Below are 24246 nucleotides of genomic sequence, written 5' to 3' on the forward strand. Positions count from 1 at the left end.
CCTCCTATTTAATAATTACATCCTTGATATAGTCTTCTAATACTACAATCATTAAACTACTTCCTCTTCCCGCTCTATTTTGCAGTTTAATATCATCAATATTAACATCAGCTTTTTCTTTTTGCTTAGACTCTAAAACAAGTTTTTCGTAATTATTAGATAATTCTTTTTTATAGTCATTATACGCCTCTAAAGTTGCACTATCAACACCTTCACCTGAAGATATTGCCTTACCAAAAATAACTTTGTTATCATCTTTTAAGCTTATTCCTGTTACTCCAGAAGCCACTTTCCCCATTGGATTAATAGACGTAGCTGAGAATTTAATTCCCATACCATTTTTAGTCACTAATATTATTGTGGCATCCTCAAAATTGATATCTACGTTCACTAATTCATCATTTGAAGTCTTAAATTTATATGCAACTTGATTGCTAAATTCTCCTAAGAATTCTCTTAAAGATGTTTTCTTAACTAAACCTTCCCTTGAGAAGAAGTAAACAAATAAATCTTCGCCTATTCTTCCAAACTCATTTATAGAAGCAACTTTTATTATATTTTCATCTTTTTCAAATCCATCTACTAAATCTGAAATATTGCTTTCCTCTGTATTTTGAAGTAGATATGATGGGAACTTATACACTTTTCCTTTATTTGAAAAAGCAATTATATTCCTAAATGAATTAACTTTGACCTTTTCATAAGCACTACTATTCATATTATTGAAGGTCTTTATACTTCCTTTTTTCTTTATACCTATAATAAACTCTTTGTATTCATAGTTATCTACAAACCTTATGCTCTTAATTTGATTATCACTCTTTAATGGAACTAATTGAACTCCCATTATATTTCTATCTGTGAACTCTAATTCTGGCTCTGAAACAACGAAGTTTAATCCATTAGTTGTCTCAATCTCAACAAATCTTTCTTCATCCTCTGAATCTATTAAAGATACACTTGCTAAAGAATCATCGTTTTTAAGTTTTAAAGCCATAAGTTTTGAGTAGGCTGTAACAAACTTGTCTAAAGTTGTTTTCTTTATTAATCCATTAGCCGTTATAAATTTAAAGCACTTATTTGGAAGGAAGTTTTCAATTGATTCCATTGCAACAATTTTTTCGTCTTCTAAATTTAATCCTCTGATTAAATCTTCTAGTCTTTCTCCTTTATCCTTCCACTTTTTATCTACTACAGAGTTACATTTTATTTGATAAACAGTTCCTTTATCAGTGAATATAGCTAAAGTATCTTTAGTATTTGATTTAATAAGGAATCTTAAATAATCTCCCTCTCTGTACTCAATCTCATTTTCATCAACATTTGAACGATTATAAGTTTTAAGTGGTATTTTCTTTATGAATCCTTCATTGGATAGAGTAACCATAACATCTTCAGCTACTATAAGTTCTTCTAAATCTATTTTAGCTTCGCTTTCATCCTCAACTAAAGCTGTTCTTCTCTCATCTCCATAAGTTTCTGCCACTTCTTTCAACTCATCTTTTATAACACCTAAAAGAACTGATTCATTTTCTAAAATTCTTCTAAGTTCTTTTATTTTCTTTGATAATTCCTTATGCTCTTTTTGGAATACTTTTATTTCTAAACCAGTTAATCTATAAAGCATTAACTCTAGAATTGCTTCTGCCTGTAAATCAGTAAATCCAAACTTAGCAACTAGGTTTTCATGAGCATCTTTCTTTGATTTTGAAGCTCTGATTGTAGCTATAACTTCATCCATTATTCCTATAGCTTTTATAAATCCTTCAACTATATGGAATCTTTTTTCTGCAACCTCTAACTCTCTTTTTGTTCTTCTTATAACAACTTCTTTTTGATGATTTACGTAGTGAGTTATTATTGTTTTTAATCCCATAGTTTCTGGTTTTCCATCAGCTAAAGCCACCATATTAAAGCTTATATTTCCTTGAAGATCTGTTTTCTTATAAAGATATTTAAGAATCTTATCAGCCATATCGTGATCAATAGCCTTCTTAAATTCTATAACAGCTCTTATACCAGTTCTATCAGACTCATCTCTAATATCAGCAATTCCATCTAAAGCTTTTGCATGTCTCTTATCACCAGTCATATCTGAGATAGTTTGAAGTATTCTGGCCTTATTTCTTCTATAAGGGAACTCTGTTATAACTATTCCTAGTCTTCCATTTTCTAACTTCTCTATATTAGCTTTTGCTCTTAAAGTAACTTTACCTTCTCCTGTTTCATAAGCAGATAAAAGAGTTTTTTGTCCAATTAAAACTCCTCCAGTTGGAAGATCTGGTGCCTTTATATAATTCATTAGTTCTTTAGTAGTTATTTCATTATTATCTATATAAGCTAATGTACCATCTATAACTTCTCTTAAGTTATGTGGAGGTATATTAGTTGAAAGTCCAACAGCTATTCCAAAGGTTCCGTTTACTAAAAGATTTGGATATCTAGCTGGTAAAACCTTAGGTTCCATTTCTGAATCTGAATAGTTAGGAACCATATCTACTACATTTTTTTCTATATCTCTAAGCATCTCCATAGATATACTTGAAAGTCTAGCCTCAGTATATCTCATTGCAGCTGCACCATCTCCATCTATAGACCCCCAGTTTCCATGTCCATCAATTAAAGGAGCTCTTGTACTAAAGTTTTGAGCTAGAATTACCATAGCGTCATAAACTGAACTATCTCCATGAGGGTGATATTTACCTAGTATATCTCCAACTATTCTAGCTGATTTGTAATAAGGTTTATCTGGAAAAGCCTTTAACATATAAGCTCCATATAAGATTCTTCTGTGTACTGGCTTTAATCCATCCCTTACATCTGGAAGTGCTCTATCCTTAGCTACTTCTACTGCGTAGGGTAAATAGTTATCAGGCATAACCTCTTCAAGAGGCATTCTGACAATATTATTATCCTTAGGTATTTCAATATTTTTCTTAGCCATTTAATCTCCTCCTTTAGAACTCAGCATATTTGTACATGTAGTTCTTTCTCGGTTGAACAACATCACCCATTAATAAAGAAACCATTTTTTCTGCCTTAGCAGCATCCTCTATGGTAACTTGTACTAAAGTTCTTGTTTCTGGATTTAAAGTTGTTTCCCATAATTGATCTGGGTTCATTTCTCCAAGTCCCTTAAATCTTTGAATTGTTGCTCCCTTTCCAATTTTCTTCTTAACTGCCTCTAATTCATCATCACTGTAAGCATAAAGTATTTTATCCTTACCTTTTCCTGATTTTGCAACCTTATAAAGAGGTGGTTGTGCTAAGTATAAGTGACCATTAGCTATAAGAGGCCTCATATATCTATAGATGTATGTCATCCAAAGAGTTCTTATATGATATCCATCTACGTCAGCATCACTCATTATTATTATTTTGTCATATTTTAAATCATCTTCATTATAATTATCTAGTATTCCTGTACCTATAGCAGTATTGAATATTTTAAGTTCCTCAGAAGCTATAACATTTTCTAACTTCTGCTTTTCTGTATTCATTATTTTACCCTTTGAAGGCATTATTGTTTGGAATCTTCTATCTCTAGCCTGTTTAGCTGAACCACCGGCAGAATCTCCCTCAACTACTATAAACTCATTAACTTCTTTATTTTTAAATGTGCATACAGCAACCTTACCTGCTAAAGGGGCTGTTCCTTTTCCTATTTTTTTTCTCTCTGCATCATTAATCTTTTTAATTTTCTCTCTTCTCGCAGCTGCATCTAAAGCATTATTTATAATCATAGTTGCAACTTCTTTATTATCTTCAATCCAGTTACCAAACTTAGTATAAGCTAAATCGTTCATCATTGTATAAGCTTCATTGTTTCCAAGCTTAGTCTTTGTTTGTCCTTCAAAGACAGGATTTGTGATTTTTATTCTAACAATAGCTGTCATACCTTCTCTTAAGTCATCACCTTCAAAATCCTTATCCTTTTCTTTCACAAGATTAAGCTTTTTAGCCCATTCTTTGAAAGCACGAGTCATACCTGTTTTAAAACCAGTTTCATGAGTACCAGCCTCTGTTGTAGGTATGTTATTTACATAACTTACTATATTTTCTGTTGTTGAATCAGTAAATTGAAGACATATTTCTCCATACATTTGTATGTTGTTTACTTCTCTTTCTCCTTCAAATAAAACAGGAACTGGGTGAAGAGGTGTCTTGCTTTCATTTAAATAATCTATAAAATCTAAAAGCCCTCTTTCAGAATAATATTCCTTACATACGCTTTCTTCTTTTCTATTATCAATAAGCTCTAATCTTATTCCTTTATTTTGGAAAGCTAGTTCTTGTAATCTTTCATCTATTATGTCAAATTTAAAATCAGATGTTGAAAAAACTTCTCTGTCCGGTAAGAAAGTAACCTTTGTACCAGTTTCATCTGATTTTCCTACAACTTCTAATTGAGTTACAGGAGTTCCTGGCATATCTTTTTTAAGCTCTTTATCATAGGCATATTCAAATCTTTCTCTATATATCTTACCGTTTTGCTTTACCTCAACCTCTAACCATCTTGATAAAGCATTAACAACTGCAGCTCCAACACCATGGAGACCACCTGATGTTTTATAGTTTTGGTTATTAAACTTTCCTCCTGTATGAAGTTCAGTAAATACCATTTCAACACCAGTCTTTTTCTTTATTGGATGCATTCCTGTAGGAATTCCTCTTCCATTATCTATTACAGTTACACTTTTATCTTTATTTAAAATAACTTTAGCTTTATTTCCATATCCATTTGATATTTCATCTATAGAGTTATCTAGTATCTCCCATATGCAATGATGAAGTCCTTTGCTTCCAGTAGAACCTATGTACATTCCTGGTCTTACTCTAACTGGCTCTAACTTTTCTAAAGAAGTTAAAGAAGTAACATCATAATTGTTATTTCTACTGCTCATATACATCCTCCCTTAATTCTTCTGAAATCTCTTTGTATATTTCCTCTAATTTAAATAATTCATTATCTATATCATTTATCTCTAATTCATTTCTAAAAGCTTTTTTCTTTGCACTTGTTCCGTATCTAGGATCATAATATTTTTCCATAAGCTCTAAGGCTACTTGCTTATAATCTCCCTTAGCTACCAAGCATTTATATTGTTCCACTCTTTCTGGACTTATATGCTTTTTAAGAACACCTAAGGCTTCATCTAGTTGTTCATTTACATTTTCAAATGCAGTATATTCTTTAACTAATCTTTCCGCTCTCACATCAGGATCTGCAGTTATTTTTAACTTAGAGCCCTCATACATTTTTTCAAATAAAGTATCTGGAATTAAAATTCTTCCTATTCTCTTACTTTCTCCTTCTATAAATACAATGTTAGATTTTCTGTGTCTAAGTTTATCGTAAACCAATGCATCAAACCTCTTTTGAGTGTTACAATCACCTAAACCAACACCACCTAAAATGGATCCTCTATGATTTGCACATCCTTCTAAGTCTAAGACATCATAGCCTTTTTCTTCTAATTTATATAACATTTCTGTTTTTCCTACACCAGTGTTTCCATATAGCACTATAAAATCAATTTCCTTTGAGAATTCTCCTATTTTATTAATAATAAAACTTCTATATGATTTATATCCACCTTCTAATTTGTAACAATTTATACCTAAACTATTTAGTAATGAATGTAAACTTCCACTTCTCATTCCGCCTCTTGCACAGAAAAGAACAAGTTTCTTACCATGTTTATTTCTATAAAGCTCTTGAACTTGTTTAAATATCTCTGGTAATCTTCTAGAGATAAATTCTACTCCTTGCTCTTTCGCAGCTTCCGTACTTTCTCTAACATATAAAGTTCCGACTACATCTCTTTCCTCATCTAAAAGCACAGGAATATTTATAGCTCCAACCATAGGCTCTTGAAATGATTCCTTTTGGCTTCTAACATCTATAAAGATATACTCGTCCTCATGTCCATATATCTCCTCGCAACTTATTAATCCAAACATTTATATATCATCCTTTCAATTTACTAAAATAGTATAATTCTTTAAAAATACATTGTCAAACATTTGTTCCCATCTATTGAACCTTCATAGTACTTCACGATTATTAATTATATCAAAAGATTTTAAAATACAAAAATATACTGTGTCCAAATGAATACTCTCTAATAATATTGTCAACTTTTTATAGTCATAATCATTGTTTTATGGCAAAAATATAAGACATCCGAAAAAGGATGTCTTATAATAATTAAACTTCATATATTCCAATTTGTCTAACGTGTTTAGTGTGTGACCATTCTTTTTTATCTTTATCTATTATACCTTGGATTGTTATTGGTATCCAAGTTAATATATATAATGGATAAATTAAATATCTATAGAATATTTGGAAATTTCTCTTTCCTAGGAATAATAATGTTCCTATTAAAAATATTCCTATATAAGCCACATTGAATAATGTTAATAACATTACATTATCTAATATACCTAATTGAGTTATTAAGTATGGTTGTATAAATACGTTACATGCATATAGTCCTAAAACTACGAATAATTTTCCGCTCATCTTCTTATCAAATAGTAAAGCAAATGGTGTTAATAAGAATTGGAATACACAGAATAACTGCCATGCTGTCGCATTAAATAAATAACTTACAACGAATATTCCAAGACCGTCTACCGCTCTTATTTGTATGAATGTTAATAATCCAGCTAATCCCATTGCTAAAGTAACAAATGGTTGCATTACGTATAAAGTACAGTCAAAAGCAACAAAGCTTCTATCTTTTATAGATTTCTTTAAAAGTTTCATTCCATATCTAGTAGCTACATCTGCAAATCCTTGCATCCATCTCTTTCTTTGATTCCATGAAGCTTTTAAAGTTAAAGGTTTTTCATCATATATTATAGCATCATGTGCCCAACCTACTTTTTCTCCATTTAATATAAGTTTACAACTGAACTCTAAGTCTTCTGTTAAGCAAGTTGCTCCCCATCCTAACTTCTTAAGAGTTGCAGTATCTATAACGAATCCTGTTCCACCTATTTGAGCTGATAAACCTATATTACTTTTAGCTAATTGAAGCATTCTGTTTGCTGATGTGAATGCTATTGCATAAGATTCTGTTATCCATGAATCTTGAGGATTTTTAGAATCTATGTATCCTTGAACAACCTTAAAGCCTTCACACATCTTATTATTCATTTCTTTTAAGAAGTTTTTATCTACTAAGTTATCTGCATCGAAAACCGCTATTCCATCGTAATGAGTTTCCATTTTAAATATTTTATCGAACATCCATTCTAATGCGAATCCCTTGCCTCTTTTTTCTTTATTAAATCTCTCAAATACATTTGCTCCTGCTGCTCTAGCAATCTTAGCAGTATTATCAGTACAGTTATCTGCAATAACAAATATATCATATAATTCTTTTGGATAATCTAAATGTTTTAAACTCTCAACTAAATTTTCTATAACTACTTCTTCATTATGAGCTGCTACAAGCATTGCAAATTTCTTTTGAGGTTCAAAAACCTTTTTGTCTTTTTTCTTATAAAATCCAAATAGCGCTATGAATAAATAGTATAGCATTAGAGCAAATACGCCTACTTGAAAAATAGCTGTTACCCAAAATATATACTTTTCCATAAATTCCACTCCTATAAATTAAATTAACCTTTGACATTATAACAGTTGTTTATACATTTTGTAAAATATATTTTTTGTTATTTCTTTAATAAACTATCAAAAAAACTTTAAAGTGGAATAAACTTAATAAGTTAGAGTTGATATTCTTTGTAAAATCTTCATAGCAATTGATTCATAAAATACAATTTATTTTATGAATCAATTGCACCAAAATTTAAAATATTGTATATAATCAACTCATCATTATTCTTAATTCTTTTCCAACCTTTTCAGTTTCATGTTCTTTTCTCTGATAGCATTTAATTTTTATTTACCTTGTAAATTTTCTAACAACCAGTTTTTTGCAAAAGTTCCATCTTGAATTGTCCTAAGAATATTTTTATTTTTTCTTAGTGTTGTCTGTTATTCTGCTTTACTAACCATATAATCGCCATATTCTGCAGTATTACTTATTGAATATCTTATGGTGATTAATCCATCTTAACAAATTAAATCTACTATAAGTTTCATTTTGTGTAAACATTCAAAATAAGCATTTTTCGGAGCATATCATACTTCAAATCCTGCCTTACTTGAAGGTCATAAAACATCTAAATAATACCACCTATTTTCCCAAAAGATCAGTTTCAGTTTCATCTTTGAATGTTGTTTCTAGAACACCTACTCTGGTGTTTCAATTTATCCATAATTGGTATTAAATCCATGAGCAAAAGCTAACGCTTTGCCTTTTGATAAGTTTTCTTTTACTTCTTCATTATAAAGTTTTGCTTATTTTTCATCTTATACTAAGATCACTATAACGCAATTTTTAAATAAATCACTAACCTTTAAAACTTTTACCCCTTCTCTTTCAGTCTCTTCCAAAGACTTACTTTCTTAATATAACCATACGGTTATATTAACACCACTATCCTTTAGATTTAAATCATATGCACATCATTGACTACCATAACCAATTATTGCAACTTTTTTATCCTTTATTAAATCTAAATCTGTATTCTTTTCATAATATAATTTTGCCATATAACACCCTCCTCAATTATTACAAAATTCTTAATTTATAATTTAAAAATACTTTACACATATCATTTATGACTTTACATTATATCTTAAATTAAACAGATTCTATAAACCTTTGTTAAAATAATTATAATATTTTCAGTATAAGTTATTTTATAAAATAGTTTTTATTTATTTTCTTAACCTGTTTAAACTAAATAGAGATTTTCTATTGTATTTTTTATTTAATTGTAAAAAATATAATTAATATTTTTAGTAAAGGATTGATTAAATGAAAATAGGATATGCTTGTACACCTTTAACCACTAATGCTCGTATAAATCGTAAAATACTTTTAAAAGACTTTTCTTACCCTAGTTTATTTTCTGTCATAGATAAAAACTTAAATGATTTATATAAAATATTAGAATGGAATTTTAAAAACGATATTTTTCTTTTTAGAATAAGTTCAGACATAATTCCTTTAGGTTCTCATGAAATAAATAATTTCAACTGGCAAAAAGAATTTAAAGACCAACTAAACACTATAGGAAAATTCATAAAAAAAAATAATATACGCGTTTCAATGCATCCTGGGCAATACACAGTAATAAATTCTCCTAAGAAGGATGTTTTAGAAAAATCTTTAAGGGATATTGAATATCATTGTGCATTCTTAGATTCCTTAAACTTAGATTATAAAAATAAAATAATCCTTCATATAGGAGGTGTTTATGGAGATAAGCCTTTGGCAAAAGAAAATTTTATACAAGGATTTAATAAGCTCTCGTCTTCCTGCCAAAAGCGCTTAGTTATTGAAAATGATGAAAAAAGTTTTTCTCTTGATGATGTATTAGAAATAGCTAATAAAATTAATATTCCTGTAATATTTGATAATTTACATAATATATGCTTCAGAGATAATTCATACACCTTAAAAGAAATTTACTCCTTAGTAATAAATACTTGGAATAAAGATTTAGATGGAAATATAAAAGTTCACTATAGTGAACAAGATATGTTTAAAAAGAAAGGCTCTCACTCCTCTTCAATTTCTATAAATGAATTTTTGAATTATTATAATAATATCAAAAATTTTAATCCAGATATAATGCTAGAAGTTAAAGATAAGGATATATCCTCTATTAAATGTATTAACGCTTTAAAGGAAATGAATAATATCCTACCTTTAGAAGCTTTTATAAAAGAAGTAGAAAACTATAAACTACTTCTATTTCAACATGATAAAAACTTTCATCATACCATTGAAAAACTATCTAATAACATAATAGATTTTTATATTTATATAGATAATCTTCTTTTAAAACCCAATGATAATGTAGGTTTTAACTACTCTTTAGACTTAGCCTTTAATATACTTAAAAACTATATGAGCAAAAGAGAAGTTTCTCACTTTAAAGCTCTTATTAAAGGAAAAGAATTAGAAAAAGCTAAGCTTTACTTAAAAAAAATCACAAATAAAATAGAAATTCCACCAATGGAATTATCTTATTATTTTTCTAGAAATTAATCTATTTTTGTCTCCAGTATTGTCACATTTTATATGTAATTAAAATATATTAGGATTAACAGTAAAATTTTGGAGGCAAAAAAATGAGCTTTTTAAGCATAATTCTTTTTGTAGTTGCTGCAAGTTTAGATATACTTGTTGTTTCCTTTGCATATGGTTTAAAAAACATAAAAATAAATTTTTCAAGTACCCTTGTAATAGCGATTATCTCGGCTCTAGGAACATTAATTTCCATGATATTAGGAAAACTATTTTTAGGTGCAATACCTTTAAAGTTAGGTGATATTATAGGTGGATTAGTTTTATTAGGAATAGGTTTTTATTCTATATACTCTTATTTTAAAGAGAAAAAAGCTTTACCGCCAAATAATAGTGACAGTACTCCTTCACCAATATTTATATTAGAAAACCCAGAAATAGCTGATAAAGATAAATCTGGTACTATAGATTTTAAAGAATCTCTAGCACTTGCAATAGCTTTATCAATAAATAATTTCGGTTTAGGAATAGGTGCTAGTCTTTCAGGACTAAATATTCCATTTACAACTATAACAACCTTTTTTGTTTCCCTAATATTTATTTCCTTTGGCTTCTACCTCTCTAAAACAATAAAGAATAAAAAGGTAGCTGATAATAGTAATCTAATTTCCGGGGTAATAATAATCTTATTAGCTCTATTTATTATTTTTTAAAGAGTTTTTCAAACAGCTTAATATATTTTAATATAACAAAAAAGGTGTTGCTTCAGTATTAACTTACTTAAATCAACGCCTTTTCATAATTTCTTAGAATTTAATCTAATTCTAAATTATCTATTTTTAATAGCTATTAAACTCTTGTTATATCTACTTCTTGTGAGTAATCTACACCCTCTAAGCCGAATCCAAATAATTTGAAGAATTCTTTTCTAAAGTCCTCTGCATCACTTAATTCATAGATATTTTCACTGTTTATTTGTGGCCATATTTCTTCAATAGCTTTTTGTACATCTTCATCCATTTCTAAATCATCTATTCTAATTCTGTTTTCTGAATCTAAATTTAGTTCTCCTTCATAAAGATCTTCAAACATTCTATATATTTGCTCAATACAACCCTCATGAGTTCCTTTTTCCTTCATAACTTTATAAAGTATTGAAATATATAAAGATACTATTGGAATGGCTGAACTAGCTTGAGTTACTAAAGCTTTGTTCACAGATACATAACCTTCTCCATTTAATGATTTTAAAACTTCAGTTATTTCTCCTGCAGTTTTTTCTAAATCATTCTTAGCTCTTCCTATTGTACCTTCTCTATATATTGGATATGTAACCTCTGGTCCAATATATGAATAAGCAATAGTTTTAACACCATCTTCTAAAACATCAGCTTCTTTTAAAGCTTTAATCCATAGCATCCAGTCTTCTCCACCCATTACTTTTCTAGTTCCCTCTATTTCTTCTTCTGTAGCTGGGTAGATAGTAACATCTTGGATTTCACCTGTATGGAAATCTAAAGTTTTACTAGTAAAAGGTTCACCCACAGTTTTTAAGCAAGAACTATAAACTTCCCCTGTAACAGGATCCTTTCTTTTTGGAGCTGCTAATGAATATATAACCAAATCTATTTTTCCTATATTTTCCTTTATTAAATCTATAACTTCATTTTTAACTTCATTAGAAAAAGCATCCCCATTTACTGATATAAATTTCTTATCTTCATTTGATGCAAATTCTTTTAATGACTCTATATTATACCAACCTGCTGAAGCTGTTCTTTTACCTGAAGCTTCTCTTTCAAATGCGACGCCTAAAACCTCAGCATCACATGCTTCTGAAGCAACTATAGCACTTGCTAATCCGTATCCAGTTGAAGCCCCTAAAACAAGTACTCTTTTAGCTCCCTTTATCTTACCTTTTTCTTTTACATACTCTACTTGATTTTCAACATTCTTTTTACATCCCGTTGGATGAGAGGTAGTGCATATGAAACCTCTGAACTTTGGTTCTACTATCATTCTGATTTCTCCTTAACCTTTTTGTTTGATTATCAAAATATATTGTACTTTACATATTAACATATTTAATAGCTTTTGTCATTACTATTAGGCCATCTTACTTGAAAATATTAGGTTTTTATACAATTAAAAAAGGCACTCTAAAAGAGTGCCTATATTTTAACTATTTATTTTCCATTTTTGTTGCCGCAGCTTCTCTTACTGCATCATCATAGTCTTTACCATTAGTTTTCTTAGCTATCTTAGGTAAAATTAAACCTAAACCTATTAATACAAATGGTGTACCTACGTTCATTGCTAATAAGAATATCCAGTCTTTTGAGAATGCTGGAACATTTGTTGGGAACATACCTAATATACAAGCAAATGCTGTAAATACGAAACACCATGCTCCTATTATCATTGCAAACTTATCATTTTTAACAAATTTGTAATCTGATTTGAACTTTCCTTTTATAGCTTTTCTTAACATAATGTAAGCTAAGAATACCCATAAATATCTCATTGGCATTACAACAGCATTTAATTTTAATAACCAAGTAAATAATGCGTTAACATCACCAATTCCTAAAGCTGGAACTACTATTAATATACCAACTAATATTGTAGTCATAATGTATCCATTTATTGGTGCGCCATGTTTATTAGTCTTAGTTAATGCTTTTGGTACATATCTTGCATCAGTATCTGATAATAGAACCTTTAATGGAGCATCTATTGAGAATGCTAAAGCTGATATTTGAGCCGCAAAGTTTGCTAATGCATATAAAATTAAGAATGTATTACCTATTCCATAATAATTTCCTAATTCTTTGAAAGCATAATAAGCACCATTCATCATTAAGTCATCTGGAATATTGTTCGCATCAAACATCATACCCATAGCTACTGATCCAAGTAACGCAGTTACTGCAACCATTACAGCTAATGCTATCATACCTTTTGGGAATCCCTTTACAGGATCTTTCATGTTATTTACATATGGTGATATTTTTTCTGCTCCACCAACTGCAAATACTAACATTGCTATTGTTGTGAAATATGTAAAATCAAATTTTGGTATATATGTACTAATTGAAGTCATATTAGGAGTAGCTATATGAGTTCCCCTCATAGCTGGTGCTGTTAAAACTAGCAATATATAAAGTAATGACATAACGAACATTGCTGTTCCTGCTACTGTTCCTATCTTACCTAAAGAATTAACCCCTCTTGATGAAATCCATACAAAGAATAAGAATATTAATAAACATAATCCTTGCATAATTAACGGATTCATGTTATTTATAGTACTTCCATCTTGGAAAATTGCCCACCCTAAAGAAATTATTACACCTTGTGGCTTTTGTGCTAGGTATGGAATATGTACTACCCAGTATGTCCATCCTGCTAAGTAAGCTAATGTAGGTCCCATTGTTTTACCTATCCATGAACTTACTCCACCTTTACTGTCTTTGAATGTTGAACCTAATTCTCCAACCATAAGTGCATATGGTACGAAGTATAAAGCTATTATTAATATCCATGAAGTTACTACAGTTAATCCTTGAGTTGCAAAGTTGTTTACGATATTACCGAAACCCCAAACTGACACGAAGGCCATTAAACCAAGGTTATACCACATAAGCTTCTTTCCATCGTTGTTGTTGCCCATGCTTTTCTCCTCCTCATTGTTTCTTTCACAATAATTCCCCTATAAATCTTCTTAAAAATACTTGTCCATTTTTAAAACAATTCATAGAAAATCTTTTACAAATTATTTTAACGTTAAATATTACCCTTTAATTTTAACACTCTATTAAATTTTACGCAATATCGTTAAAATTCTTTATCTAACTAAATTTATAAAGTTTATTATTAATTACCTTATTAATTCTTTTATATTCTCCTTTTTTCTTGTTTTTCTTTTGAAAACACATGTATTTTTTGAAAGTTTTTTAATATATTTATTCATATTTCTAAAAACTTTCAAAAATTTTCTACTAAACAATCCTACTTAAGAAGAATTTTTTTATACTAAATAGTTTAAATAACGAAAATTACCCTAGTATTTAATTCATAAAATTCAATACTAGGGTAAAAAACTACTTGATTATCTCAATTTCAATCCCTTCTTCTTTATAACTGTTATTTATATACTTTAACTCTACCTCTCCATTTGCCACTTCTATATCTATATAATTATATGTTCCTTCTATATATTCCATAGTATGTCCATCATCATTATAATGAAATCCCTTAGCATTTTCACCAAATACCTTAATAAGTATGCTGTCTGGTCTTTCCTTAACATTTCTGAATTTCTTATTATAAGTAGGAATTATTGCTCCTTCCTTAACAAAGACAATAATTTCATCTAACTCACAAGGAAGCTTGTACCATTTTCCACCTTTAAGTTTTTCCTTAGTAAAATAGTTAAACCAAGTTCCTTTTGGTAAATAAACAGTTTTATTTCTTTCACCTTCATATAAAACTGGAGCCACAATCATATTTTCTCCAAGCATAAATTGCTCTCTAATATTTAAAACATTCATATCTTTCTCGTACTCCATTACCATTGGTCTAAATATAGGTAATCCCTCTTTATGAGATAAATAGTATAGATTATATATATATGGTAAAAGTTCATATCTTAATTCAATAGATTTTTTAGCTATTTTTTCTGCTCTTTGTCCAAATGCCCAAGGTTCTTGTCTTCTAGTGTACATATTTGAATGATTCCTGAATATAGGAATAAATGGTCCCATTTCCATCCATCTTATGAATAATTCTTCACTTGAATCTAATCCAAATCCTGAAACATCGTTTCCAACAAAAGAGAACCCACTAATTCCTAAGTTAGCATTCATTGATATAGACATTCTCATTTGACTCCAAAGACTCATATTATCTCCAGTCCAAACCGAAGAATATCTTTGTCCTCCAGCATAAGTAGCTCTAGTCATTGAAAATCCTCTTTCATTAGGATGTAATTCTTCTTGAGCTTCTTTAGAACATCTACTCATTTCGAATCCATATCTATTATGGAATTCTTTATGTTCTATAATTCCATTATCGCTATTATGAAGACAAGTTTCTAACATTGTTTTATGATCATTATTGAACACACATGGTTCATTCATATCATTCCAAATTCCGTCCATCTCATATTCACTTATGAATTTCTTAAGTTCACTCTTCCACCATTCTCTACATTCCTTATTTGAGAAATCTGGGAAAGCACTGTCTCCTGGCCAAACTGCTCCAATAAACATTTCTCCATCTAACTTCTTAGTAAAATGATTTCCTTCTTTTCCCCTTTTGAATACATCATACTCTTCATCTACTTTAACGCCTGGATCAATAATTGTAATAGTTCTTATTCCTTTTTCTTTTAAATCACTTATAAGGCCTGCCGCATTATCAAAGTTAGGCGTTTTAAAAGTCATAACTCTAAAGCCATCCATATAATCTATATCTAAATACACAACATCTAATGGAATCTCTTTTTCTTCAAAAGTCTTTACTAATTCTCTAACCTCTTCTTGACTAAAATAACTAAATCTACATTGTTGATATCCTAAACTCCAAAGAGGAGGCATTTCCATTCTTCCTGTTAAAGTTGTATAATTAGTAACTACTTCTTTAATATTTCCACCTGGAATGAAGTAATATTGGATTTGTCCACCTATTGCTCCAAAGAATATTCTATCTCCCATCTCTTTTCCCATGTCAAAGTAACTTCTAAAACTATTGTCAAAAAACAATCCATAAGTAAATTCTTCTTTTAAAGCTATATAAAATGGAATTGTTTTATAATATGTTACTGATTCATCATCGGTTTCTGGATCATCAGTGTTGAAATTTTCCGTATAACACCCTTTTTTATTTAAATCTCCACCTTTTTCTCCAAGCCCATAATAAGCTAAACAATCATTAACCTTTGATATGTACACATGCCCTTCTTCATCTTTAAAACTAGGCTGAAAATCCTCACATATTGTATTGTCATTTAAATCTTTAAAGCTTATTTCTGTTGTATTTTTATTTACAAAAGTTAAAATATTCTTTCCTTTTATAATTATAAAATTTGAATCCTCTTCTATAGAAAACTCACCTTTTCCTAACTTATCTATTACTCCATTTGTTGGGATACTTTCTTCATATTTATCCCCAATAAAAACCTTAACTACATCATTTTCTAATATAGTAAGAGCTATTTTCATATTTGAAAAATAAATATCTACATTATTATCATTAATCTCATAATTTTTGAAGACTCTTAACCCTCCATTATAAGCCTTAAACTTCTTATTTAAGTTTTCTCTATAATTTAATTGTGGCATAATGCTCTCCCCTTTATCTATATCGTTTTCAATTTAAATTGTAAATAATATGAATTTATTCTTAAAGTGTAAAAGTTATAGTAAACTAAGATAAATTCTAAAAACGATTAAACTATTCAAAACAATTTTTTATTAAGTTTTCTATATTCTCTAGGAGTAATTCCATAATATTTTTTAAAACTTCTATTAAAATATCCAATATTATTAAATCCGCAATTTAGAATTATATCTATAATAGGTAATTCACTTTGAATTAAAAGGTTAGTAGCCTTCTCTAATCTTAATGAATTTATATATTCTGATGGACTTACATTATAATATTTTCTTAACTCCCTAGTTAAATGTTCTTGTGTTTTTCCACTTAAAGCAACAAACTTCTTTATTCCTTCTAAAAAATTTTCTTTTTGCTTCATTTCTTCATATGATTTTTTTAACCAAATTGGTATTTTACTATCTGAAGATACATCTAAAAAAGCATTTATAATAAGATCACTAAATAAACTTTCCATTATGTATCTTTTTTTACTCTCTTCCACATCAATTAACATTTTACTTTTATAATTAAAACTATTAACCACAAAATCATTTAAAGAATATATAGAGTTTTTCTTTTCCATATCAACCAAATTATTATTTTTGAGAGAATAATAGTACTCTGAGCGAATCGCTATATTTCTTAAAATATTTTTTTCTCCATTCCCAATAAAATAATGTTCATCCTCTGGATTTATTATTTTAAATTGTCCCTCTTTCAAAATTTCAATTTCTCCATTATAACTATGTCTAAAATTCCCCTTTAAAATCACAAAAAGCTCATAAAAATCATGACTATGTAAAGTTGTAGATTCATTTCTAACTAATATTAAATCTGCTACATGTATATTATTCTTATCATTGCAAAGCTCCGAAAATTGAAGAACTTTCATAACCCTTTTCTCCCTTTAATCTATTTTAAATAATAAAAATGGCTTTGCTAAAAAAACTTAACCCAAATTAACTTTTTATAAAAAGTATAAGTTCATTAAGTAATATTAAATCACTTAATAGCTTGTTTGAATCAAGTTTTCAATTTTAGCAAAGCCTATATTCTAATTTTAAATCTTATTTACTAACATAAAGGAAATGATATAGCGCACCTATTAAATTCGAGTCATTTTCAAACTTACATTTTTCAACCCTTATATCTAATGTTGCTATATCGCTCTTTAATAAAGCAAGTTTTTCATTTATTTTCTCATCAAATCCTTCTCTAGCACTTATAGCTCCCCCAACTACTATTTTCTCTGGGTCAACTATATACTGAATGTTGTACATTCCTCTTGCAAGATCCATGTACCATGATTCTATCTCATTCTTAACTGCTTCATCTCCATTTTCAGCCATTTCAAAAACTTTCTTTCCATCAAGTTCTGACTTCTCTATTCCTTTAAGTTTTGAAACTCTTGTAACTAAAGCATTTGTAGATGCAACCTCACTCCAGATTCTATCTGTTAATCCCTCACTATCTCTAGTGAACATATATCCAAATTCTCCTCCATGAAGGTGCTTTCCTCTAAGAATTCCTCCATTTATAACAATGCATCCTCCTATACCTGTACCAACTACAACACATGCATAGTTTTCAACATCCTTAGCTGCGCCAATCCATCCTTCGGCTAATCCAGCACAGTTAGCATCATTTTCTATAGAAACTTTTAAATCACATCTTTTCTCTAAAAGATCTTTTATATTTGGTCCATGTATGCAAGGTACTGCACTTCCTCCACCTATAAAACCAGTTTTAACATCTACAGCTCCTGGCGAACTACATGCAAGGCCATAAATCTCGTTATTTTCTTTATATGAGTCAACAACTTTTCCAATTGATTCTATGAATAAATTTATGTCATTTCCTTCTGTTTTTATACTACCCTTTTCTAAAACATCTCCATTTTCAGTCATTAAAGCATGCTTTATGCTTGAACCACCTATATCGATGACAACATATTTTTTCATAAAAACACCCTCCCTGTCTATATATATCGTTCTATAATCTCTCCATTAGATTATGTAAGAATACTTTCAGTTTTTTATTTATATGTTTTTTTGTTACTGTTTTGATAAAAGTAAACTCTATGCGAAGCATAGAGTTTACACTTATTTACAAGTTATATTATTTTCCGTTTTCAGCTTTCCATGCATCTATTTGACTTTGCATTTCTGAAATAACTTCATCTATTCCAACTTCTTTTAACTTCTTGTTCATCTTATCTATGTATTCAGCTTCATTAACTGATCCACTGTATACAGTTGCCTTGAACTCTTCAAGAACGTTGTTTATAGCTGCAATTTGGCTACTTACTTTTTCAGTGTTAAACTTGAATCCTAAAGCAGGTGATTCTACTGAAGCGTCGTTGAATGCTTCGAATTCTTTCCATTTATCAACTGGCTCATTATCTAAAGTATAAGTTATGAATAAGTTACCTAAAGTATAGTATCCAACTGAGTAATCTTTAGCTTTATCAGTTAATTTTATTTGAGTATCACCAGTTTTTTCATAGTGAGTTCCTTCTATACCATAGTTAAGTAAGTTTCTTAAATATACATCAGTATTTAATAAGTTTAAGAATTCCATAGCTTTTTCTGGATGCTCTGAAGTCTTAGAAATAGCTATCATTGAACCTGTAGTTGAACCGTTTGTGATATGAGTATCCATTATTGGTGATGAAACTACTTCATATCCTAAGTCTTTTGACCATAATCCATCAGCATAAGGTTGTCCATCAGCTTTAGTTACAAATCTCTTAACTGCCTTATCATCCTTAGCTGTAGCTGAGTCAAGATTTATATATCCAGCTTCATAGTACTTTTGTAAAGTTTCTAATTCACTCTTCATTTTATCTGTTTCAAACATATTTTGAATCTTTAAGCTTTCGTCTCCATACTCAACTCCTACTGGATCAACTAATTGATCGAAGTAAGCTGGTGCTGAGAATCCTTTAGTTATATATAAAGGTGTAACGTTTGGCTCATTTTCTTTTATTACTTTTAACCATGGCTCTAAATCTTCTAAGCTATGGATATCTTGGTATGGTATGTTATATTTATCAACATACTCCTTAGTGAATACCCACATAGGTGCAACTCCGATTTCCTTTTGGTTTGGAACTGCATATGTTTTACCATCAATCTTAGCTCCTGCCCAGAATCTTTCATCTATAGTCTCTTTCATTTCCTTACCTTTTGAATCTATTAAATCATCAAGTTCTAAGAAAGCACCTTTTCTAGCATTTTCTAAGTATGGGTTAGCCCATGAGCAAGTAAATGCTAAATCATATGGTTCACCTGAATTTATTATAACTCCCATTTTTTGAGTGTAATCACCGTAATCAATAAATTTCATATCAATTGTAACATTGATCTTGTCCTTTAAATACTCGTTAGCTTTTTCTTGAACCATCTCTAAATCTTTTGGTGTTTGTCCTATTGTGTACCAAGTAAGATTTACAGTTTCCCCTTCACCAGCGCTAGCTGTTTTATCAGCTCCACACCCAGTTAATGCTACTGAAGTAGTAAGCATTGCACATGCAGTCAAAGCAATTAGTTTCTTAAATTTTAACATTTCGTTTTCCTCCCTCTCAAACCTTTGTTTTTCAAATCCCTTAACATCGTTTACAAGTTTATTATATAGTCCATTTAAACATTTTCATAGTGGAGTTTTTTTATATTTATTTGACATTCTCTATGTATATTTTTTACACCTTTATGGATTTTATTGTCTTCTATGGAATATTTAACGCTTTGATTTAGAAATAAAGATTAAACAAAAATATTTTTATTTTTTTTTACCTATCTATTATAATATGTCAAATTTATCAGCCTATTTAATAACATCTGATAAAAATTAAAATGTGAACATTCTTTAAACAAATGGTATTATTCTATTATAGTAATAATTCAAATATTTCTTACAAATATTAAATTAATTATAAAGGAGTGATTTCTATGGAAAGAGAAAGTAAATCCTTCTGTATATTAGAAGGAATTTTAATGGCAATAGTAGGAGTATTATTCTTTATTAAACCTATGTATTCACTACTATATTTCACAATCATAGCTGGTATATTAATAATAGGATCAGGAATATTTAGAATAATAAGAGCCTTCAAATCTTCAAGAAAAGGCTTATATATATTTACAGGTATAGTAGCAATATTATTTGGTTTAACATTATGCTTCATACCAATGGAGAGCATTGATGTATTAATTATATTCTATGGTGCATGGGCATTAGTGAATGGTATATTTATGTTTATTGGTGAATTTACTTACAAAACATTTGGTTTCAACATATCCACACTTTACTGTGTATTATTAATAATCTTAGGATTACTAATATTATTTGAACCTATTTCATTCTTAATAGCAACACCTTATATAATAGGTATCTACTTCATAATATTTGCTATATTTGAAATATACTTAAGCTGCAAATTATAAGGTTAAAATATAGAAAGAAAAAAAGTCCAAATTAAAAATTTGGACTTTTTTATATATTATTATTTTAATTTTACTTTAAATGTTTTTATTTCAAATGGATTTATAGTGAAGTTTATTTTATTTCCATCAATATTAGCCTCTTCTAAATTTCTTTCCATTAAGTTACATTCAAAAGCTTCTTGTATTTCTCTTGAGAATTCTAAGTTTGCCTTAGTTCTACTATTATAAAATTCATACATTCTTACAATTAAATGATCTGTATCTTCAGCTTTCTTAATAACCTCAATCATAATATTATCTTTATCAACCTTAACTAAGCCTAGAGAAGTCTCTAACTCTCCATCATTCTTCTCACAAACTTTAGTATATAAAGGTTGATTAAGTTCATAAGCTTTTTGAACTGTATCAGCATCTTTCCATGTACCCATATGAGGATAGATAGAATATGTGAAGAAATGTTCTTCTTGGTCTGTTTCAGTCCATGGATGTGTTCCTGATTTAAGAAGAGTAAGTCTCATATCACCATCTTGTATATCATGACCATACTTACAGTTGTTTAATAATGATACTCCAAAATCCCCTTCTGAAAGATCAGCCCATTTTTGACCACAAACTTCAAATCTAGCTTCATCCCATGATGTATTACTATGAGTAGGTCTCTTAACATTACCATATTGAATTTCATAAGTTGCTTCAGTAGCATTTAAATCTATTGGGAATGAAGTTTTTAATAAGACCTCATGCTCCTTCCAATCAACATATGAGTTAAAGTCTATTCTATCTAAATCCTTATAAATATAGATGTTTTGAATTATAGTAGACTCTAAGAATTTTCTTTCAATTCTTAATGTACTTCTTACTGGTCCTTCTTCAACAACCTCAATGCTTTGAACGTCGTCAACATTCCACATTTTTTCTTTATAATAAACATCTATATCCCAGTTGCTATATTCCATAGGTTTATCTTCGAAAGCTTGAATTTGGTTACCTAAAGCTCCTTCTTTCAGAACTTCTCTTCCTGCTCTCTTATCAAATAATGAAACTATATTTCCAGCTCCATTAAATTTGATTCTTAAGAATTCATTTTCAGCTTCTTTTTCACTTAAAGAAATATTCTCTACTTCTTCATTATTGCTAGCTTCAACTATAGCAAAGCTCTTATATCCATTTGCAGGTATTCCTTTAGCAAAGAATATTGCCTTTTTACCATCATCTACTCTTTGACAAATAATTTCTTCTTCTCCATCTAATACAGCAGGATTTTCTATATCTTCTGGAACCTCAAAAGTAGCTATGTCATCTCTTTCAAATCCTAAAGAGTTAAATACAACAACACTTCTCTCTTTTAAGGTTATTTCTGATGTTATATTATCTACTGCTAAACTTACAAAATCATTTCCTTTTTCAATTAAATCCTTATACTCTTCCTTAGTTACATCATAGACTTCTTTGATTGATGAACCTGGTAAAATATCATGGAATTGATTTAAAAGTATTGTTTCCCATGCAGCATTTAAATCAGCTAAAGGATAATTTTTTCCTAAAAGCATAGCCATTGAGTTAAACTTTTCTGCTGAAGTATATAAATTTTCACAAACTCTATTATCTCTCTTATTTCTTCCCATTGAAGTATAAGTTCCTCTATGGTACTCAAGATATAATTCTCCAACCCATTTTGGAAGCTTATTATTATCCTTAACAGTATCCTCTAACTTATTGAAGTAATCCTTAGCTTTACCTATTTTAACCTTAGGTGCTCCTGGTATTCCTTTAGCAAGTCTCTTTCCATTTTCAAGCATCTCATAAGTAGCTCCACCGCCACCATCTCCAAATCCAAAAGCAACTAAAACATCATTATTTATATTTTTTTGTTGGTATCTATTCCAAGCACCCATTATTGAACCTGGATGAATATTTCCACAGTATGTTGTCATTGTTTCTTTAAATGGATCTTGATCTGGATAAGTTGTTGTTATAAAGTGAGTTAATATTTCTGTTCCATCTATTCCTTTCCACATAAATGTGTCATAAGGCATTTTATTAATTTGGTTCCATGAAATCTTAGTTGTCATAAAGTAGTTAACATCTGATTTCTTCAATATCTGAGGAAGAGCTGCTGAGTATCCAAAAACATCTGGAAGCCAAAGTATTTCATTATCTACATTAAACTCTTCTTTAAAGAATCTTTTTCCATGTAATATTTGTCTTATTAATGATTCACCTGAAGTTACATTACAATCAGCCTCAAGCCACATAGCTCCTTCTGGTTCCCAAACACCTTCTCTTACTTTTTCCTTAACCTTCTCATAAACCTTTGGATGATCTTCCTTTAAGAATTTATAAAGTTGAGGTTGAGAAGACATAAATATATACTCTGGATATTCTTCCATAAGCTTTAACACTGTTGAGAAACTTCTTGCTACCTTTTCTCTTGTTTGAGCTACGGTCCAAAGCCAAGCTACATCTATATGAGTATGTCCAACACAAGTCGCTACCATATCTTCATGTCCACACATTTTATCATAGAAATTTTCTTCTATATATTTATTAGCAACTTTTAAGCTTTCATTATACTCTTTAGTAAAAGGTCTTCTTAAATCAATTAAGTTTATTGTGTCATTTAACACAGTTAGCATATCTATTCTTCTTTTATCTTCTTCATGTAACTTAGTTGCTACTATATGAGGAACACTTAGGTTAAAGTATAATTTTCTAGCTTCTTCATCTATTGTTACTAACTTACCATGTAAAGTTGATTTTTTACCTTCAATTCTTCCTATATGAGCATGTAAGTCTATGTCATAAACTTCTCCTGCTACAGCATTATGAGTTAATATTGTCTCTTGGTGATTTACATCTAACCCCTGAATATGTTCTCCATTTACATAAAGAATAAATTGTGGATTTGTTGTATTATCCCAATCACCTAAAAAAGTATGGAAACTTAAAGCAATAGTTTGTCCTGCAAACTCTTCTGGAACTTTGACAGAAGTTTTGAACCATCCATGACTTTCTTCTCCCCAAAGATCTCCTGTTTTAAAATCTACCCATCCATCTTCAGGTGCATTTTTTATTTCATCTATATTATTGTATTTTCCTGCTATAAATTTATAATCGTCTATGTTCAAAGTATTAGAATAAACATATCTTCCTATTTCTTCATAAGTTTTTCTTATTCTTTCTGATATAAATCTCATAATCTTTCTCCTTATCTATAAATTATGTAAATTATCTTAAATCCTAATAAAAGCACCTATAAAACAGAGTTGATTTATAGGTGCTTTTTTAAACTTAATTATCTT

The 24246-nt window shown here is 29.3% G+C and carries 14 protein-coding genes and 1 pseudogene; 3 read left to right on the forward strand and 12 right to left on the reverse strand.

Annotated features, from left to right (window positions below):
- Positions 1-4: 4 nt before the first annotated feature.
- The 5 genes and pseudogenes from AC2A4K_RS13865 to AC2A4K_RS13885 all read right to left on the reverse strand — a co-directional run bounded on the left by AC2A4K_RS13865 (position 5) and on the right by AC2A4K_RS13885 (position 8635).
- Entirely contained in the window at positions 5-2944 is a 2940-nt protein-coding gene (locus tag AC2A4K_RS13865) for a DNA topoisomerase IV subunit A (protein ID WP_322503079.1), read from the reverse strand.
- A gap of 13 nt (positions 2945-2957) precedes the next feature.
- The gene (locus tag AC2A4K_RS13870) at positions 2958-4904 is read right to left on the reverse strand and encodes a DNA gyrase/topoisomerase IV subunit B (protein WP_322503080.1); all 1947 of its coding nucleotides are present in this window, start codon (positions 4902-4904) and stop codon (positions 2958-2960) included.
- The gene (gene mnmH / locus AC2A4K_RS13875) at positions 4894-5964 is read right to left on the reverse strand and encodes a tRNA 2-selenouridine(34) synthase MnmH (RefSeq protein WP_322503081.1); all 1071 of its coding nucleotides are present in this window, start codon (positions 5962-5964) and stop codon (positions 4894-4896) included. The genes AC2A4K_RS13870 and mnmH overlap by 11 nt, the downstream gene beginning before the upstream one ends.
- A gap of 247 nt (positions 5965-6211) precedes the next feature.
- Complete coding sequence (locus AC2A4K_RS13880; RefSeq protein WP_322503082.1) at positions 6212-7612, reverse strand: glycosyltransferase family 2 protein; 1401 nt, start codon at positions 7610-7612, stop codon at positions 6212-6214.
- A 232-nt stretch (positions 7613-7844) separates the two neighbouring features.
- A pseudogene (locus AC2A4K_RS13885) lies at positions 7845-8635 on the reverse strand (ketol-acid reductoisomerase).
- Between the two features lie 268 nt (positions 8636-8903).
- Here AC2A4K_RS13885 and uvsE point away from each other — a divergent pair.
- Both uvsE and ytaF read left to right on the forward strand, forming a co-directional pair.
- On the forward strand, positions 8904-10142 hold the full coding sequence (gene uvsE, locus AC2A4K_RS13890) for a UV DNA damage repair endonuclease UvsE (RefSeq protein WP_322503083.1): 1239 nt from the start codon (positions 8904-8906) through the stop codon (positions 10140-10142).
- An 83-nt stretch (positions 10143-10225) separates the two neighbouring features.
- The gene (ytaF, locus tag AC2A4K_RS13895; RefSeq protein WP_322503084.1) at positions 10226-10834 is read left to right on the forward strand and encodes a sporulation membrane protein YtaF; all 609 of its coding nucleotides are present in this window, start codon (positions 10226-10228) and stop codon (positions 10832-10834) included.
- A gap of 136 nt (positions 10835-10970) precedes the next feature.
- On the opposite strand, the gene fabV is transcribed toward ytaF, so the two are convergent.
- The 6 genes from fabV to AC2A4K_RS13925 all read right to left on the reverse strand — a co-directional run bounded on the left by fabV (position 10971) and on the right by AC2A4K_RS13925 (position 20066).
- Complete coding sequence (gene fabV, locus AC2A4K_RS13900; protein ID WP_322503085.1) at positions 10971-12140, reverse strand: enoyl-ACP reductase FabV; 1170 nt, start codon at positions 12138-12140, stop codon at positions 10971-10973.
- A 163-nt stretch (positions 12141-12303) separates the two neighbouring features.
- Complete coding sequence (locus AC2A4K_RS13905; protein ID WP_322503086.1) at positions 12304-13794, reverse strand: amino acid permease; 1491 nt, start codon at positions 13792-13794, stop codon at positions 12304-12306.
- 430 nt (positions 13795-14224) lie between these two features.
- Positions 14225-16465: a glycoside hydrolase family 31 protein gene (locus AC2A4K_RS13910; protein WP_322503087.1), complete on the reverse strand. Its 2241-nt coding sequence runs from the start codon at positions 16463-16465 to the stop codon at positions 14225-14227.
- Positions 16466-16581: 116 nt separating this feature from the next.
- A complete protein-coding gene (locus AC2A4K_RS13915; protein ID WP_322503088.1) occupies positions 16582-17391 on the reverse strand; it encodes an AraC family transcriptional regulator in 810 nt (269 codons plus the stop codon).
- A gap of 175 nt (positions 17392-17566) precedes the next feature.
- Positions 17567-18460 carry an ROK family protein gene (locus AC2A4K_RS13920; RefSeq protein ID WP_322503089.1) on the reverse strand — a complete coding sequence of 298 codons (894 nt, stop codon included), beginning with the start codon at positions 18458-18460 and terminating at the stop codon, positions 17567-17569.
- A gap of 157 nt (positions 18461-18617) precedes the next feature.
- On the reverse strand, positions 18618-20066 hold the full coding sequence (locus AC2A4K_RS13925) for an ABC transporter substrate-binding protein (RefSeq protein ID WP_322503090.1): 1449 nt from the start codon (positions 20064-20066) through the stop codon (positions 18618-18620).
- A gap of 383 nt (positions 20067-20449) precedes the next feature.
- Between AC2A4K_RS13925 and AC2A4K_RS13930 the strand changes: the two genes are divergently transcribed.
- On the forward strand, positions 20450-20944 hold the full coding sequence (locus AC2A4K_RS13930; protein WP_322503091.1) for an HdeD family acid-resistance protein: 495 nt from the start codon (positions 20450-20452) through the stop codon (positions 20942-20944).
- A gap of 59 nt (positions 20945-21003) precedes the next feature.
- Here the strand turns inward: AC2A4K_RS13930 and AC2A4K_RS13935 are convergent, their stop codons facing one another.
- Positions 21004-24141: an alpha-mannosidase gene (locus AC2A4K_RS13935; protein ID WP_322503092.1), complete on the reverse strand. Its 3138-nt coding sequence runs from the start codon at positions 24139-24141 to the stop codon at positions 21004-21006.
- Positions 24142-24246 lie beyond the last annotated feature (105 nt).

It is taken from the genome of Clostridium sp. LIBA-8841 (assembly GCF_057782475.1).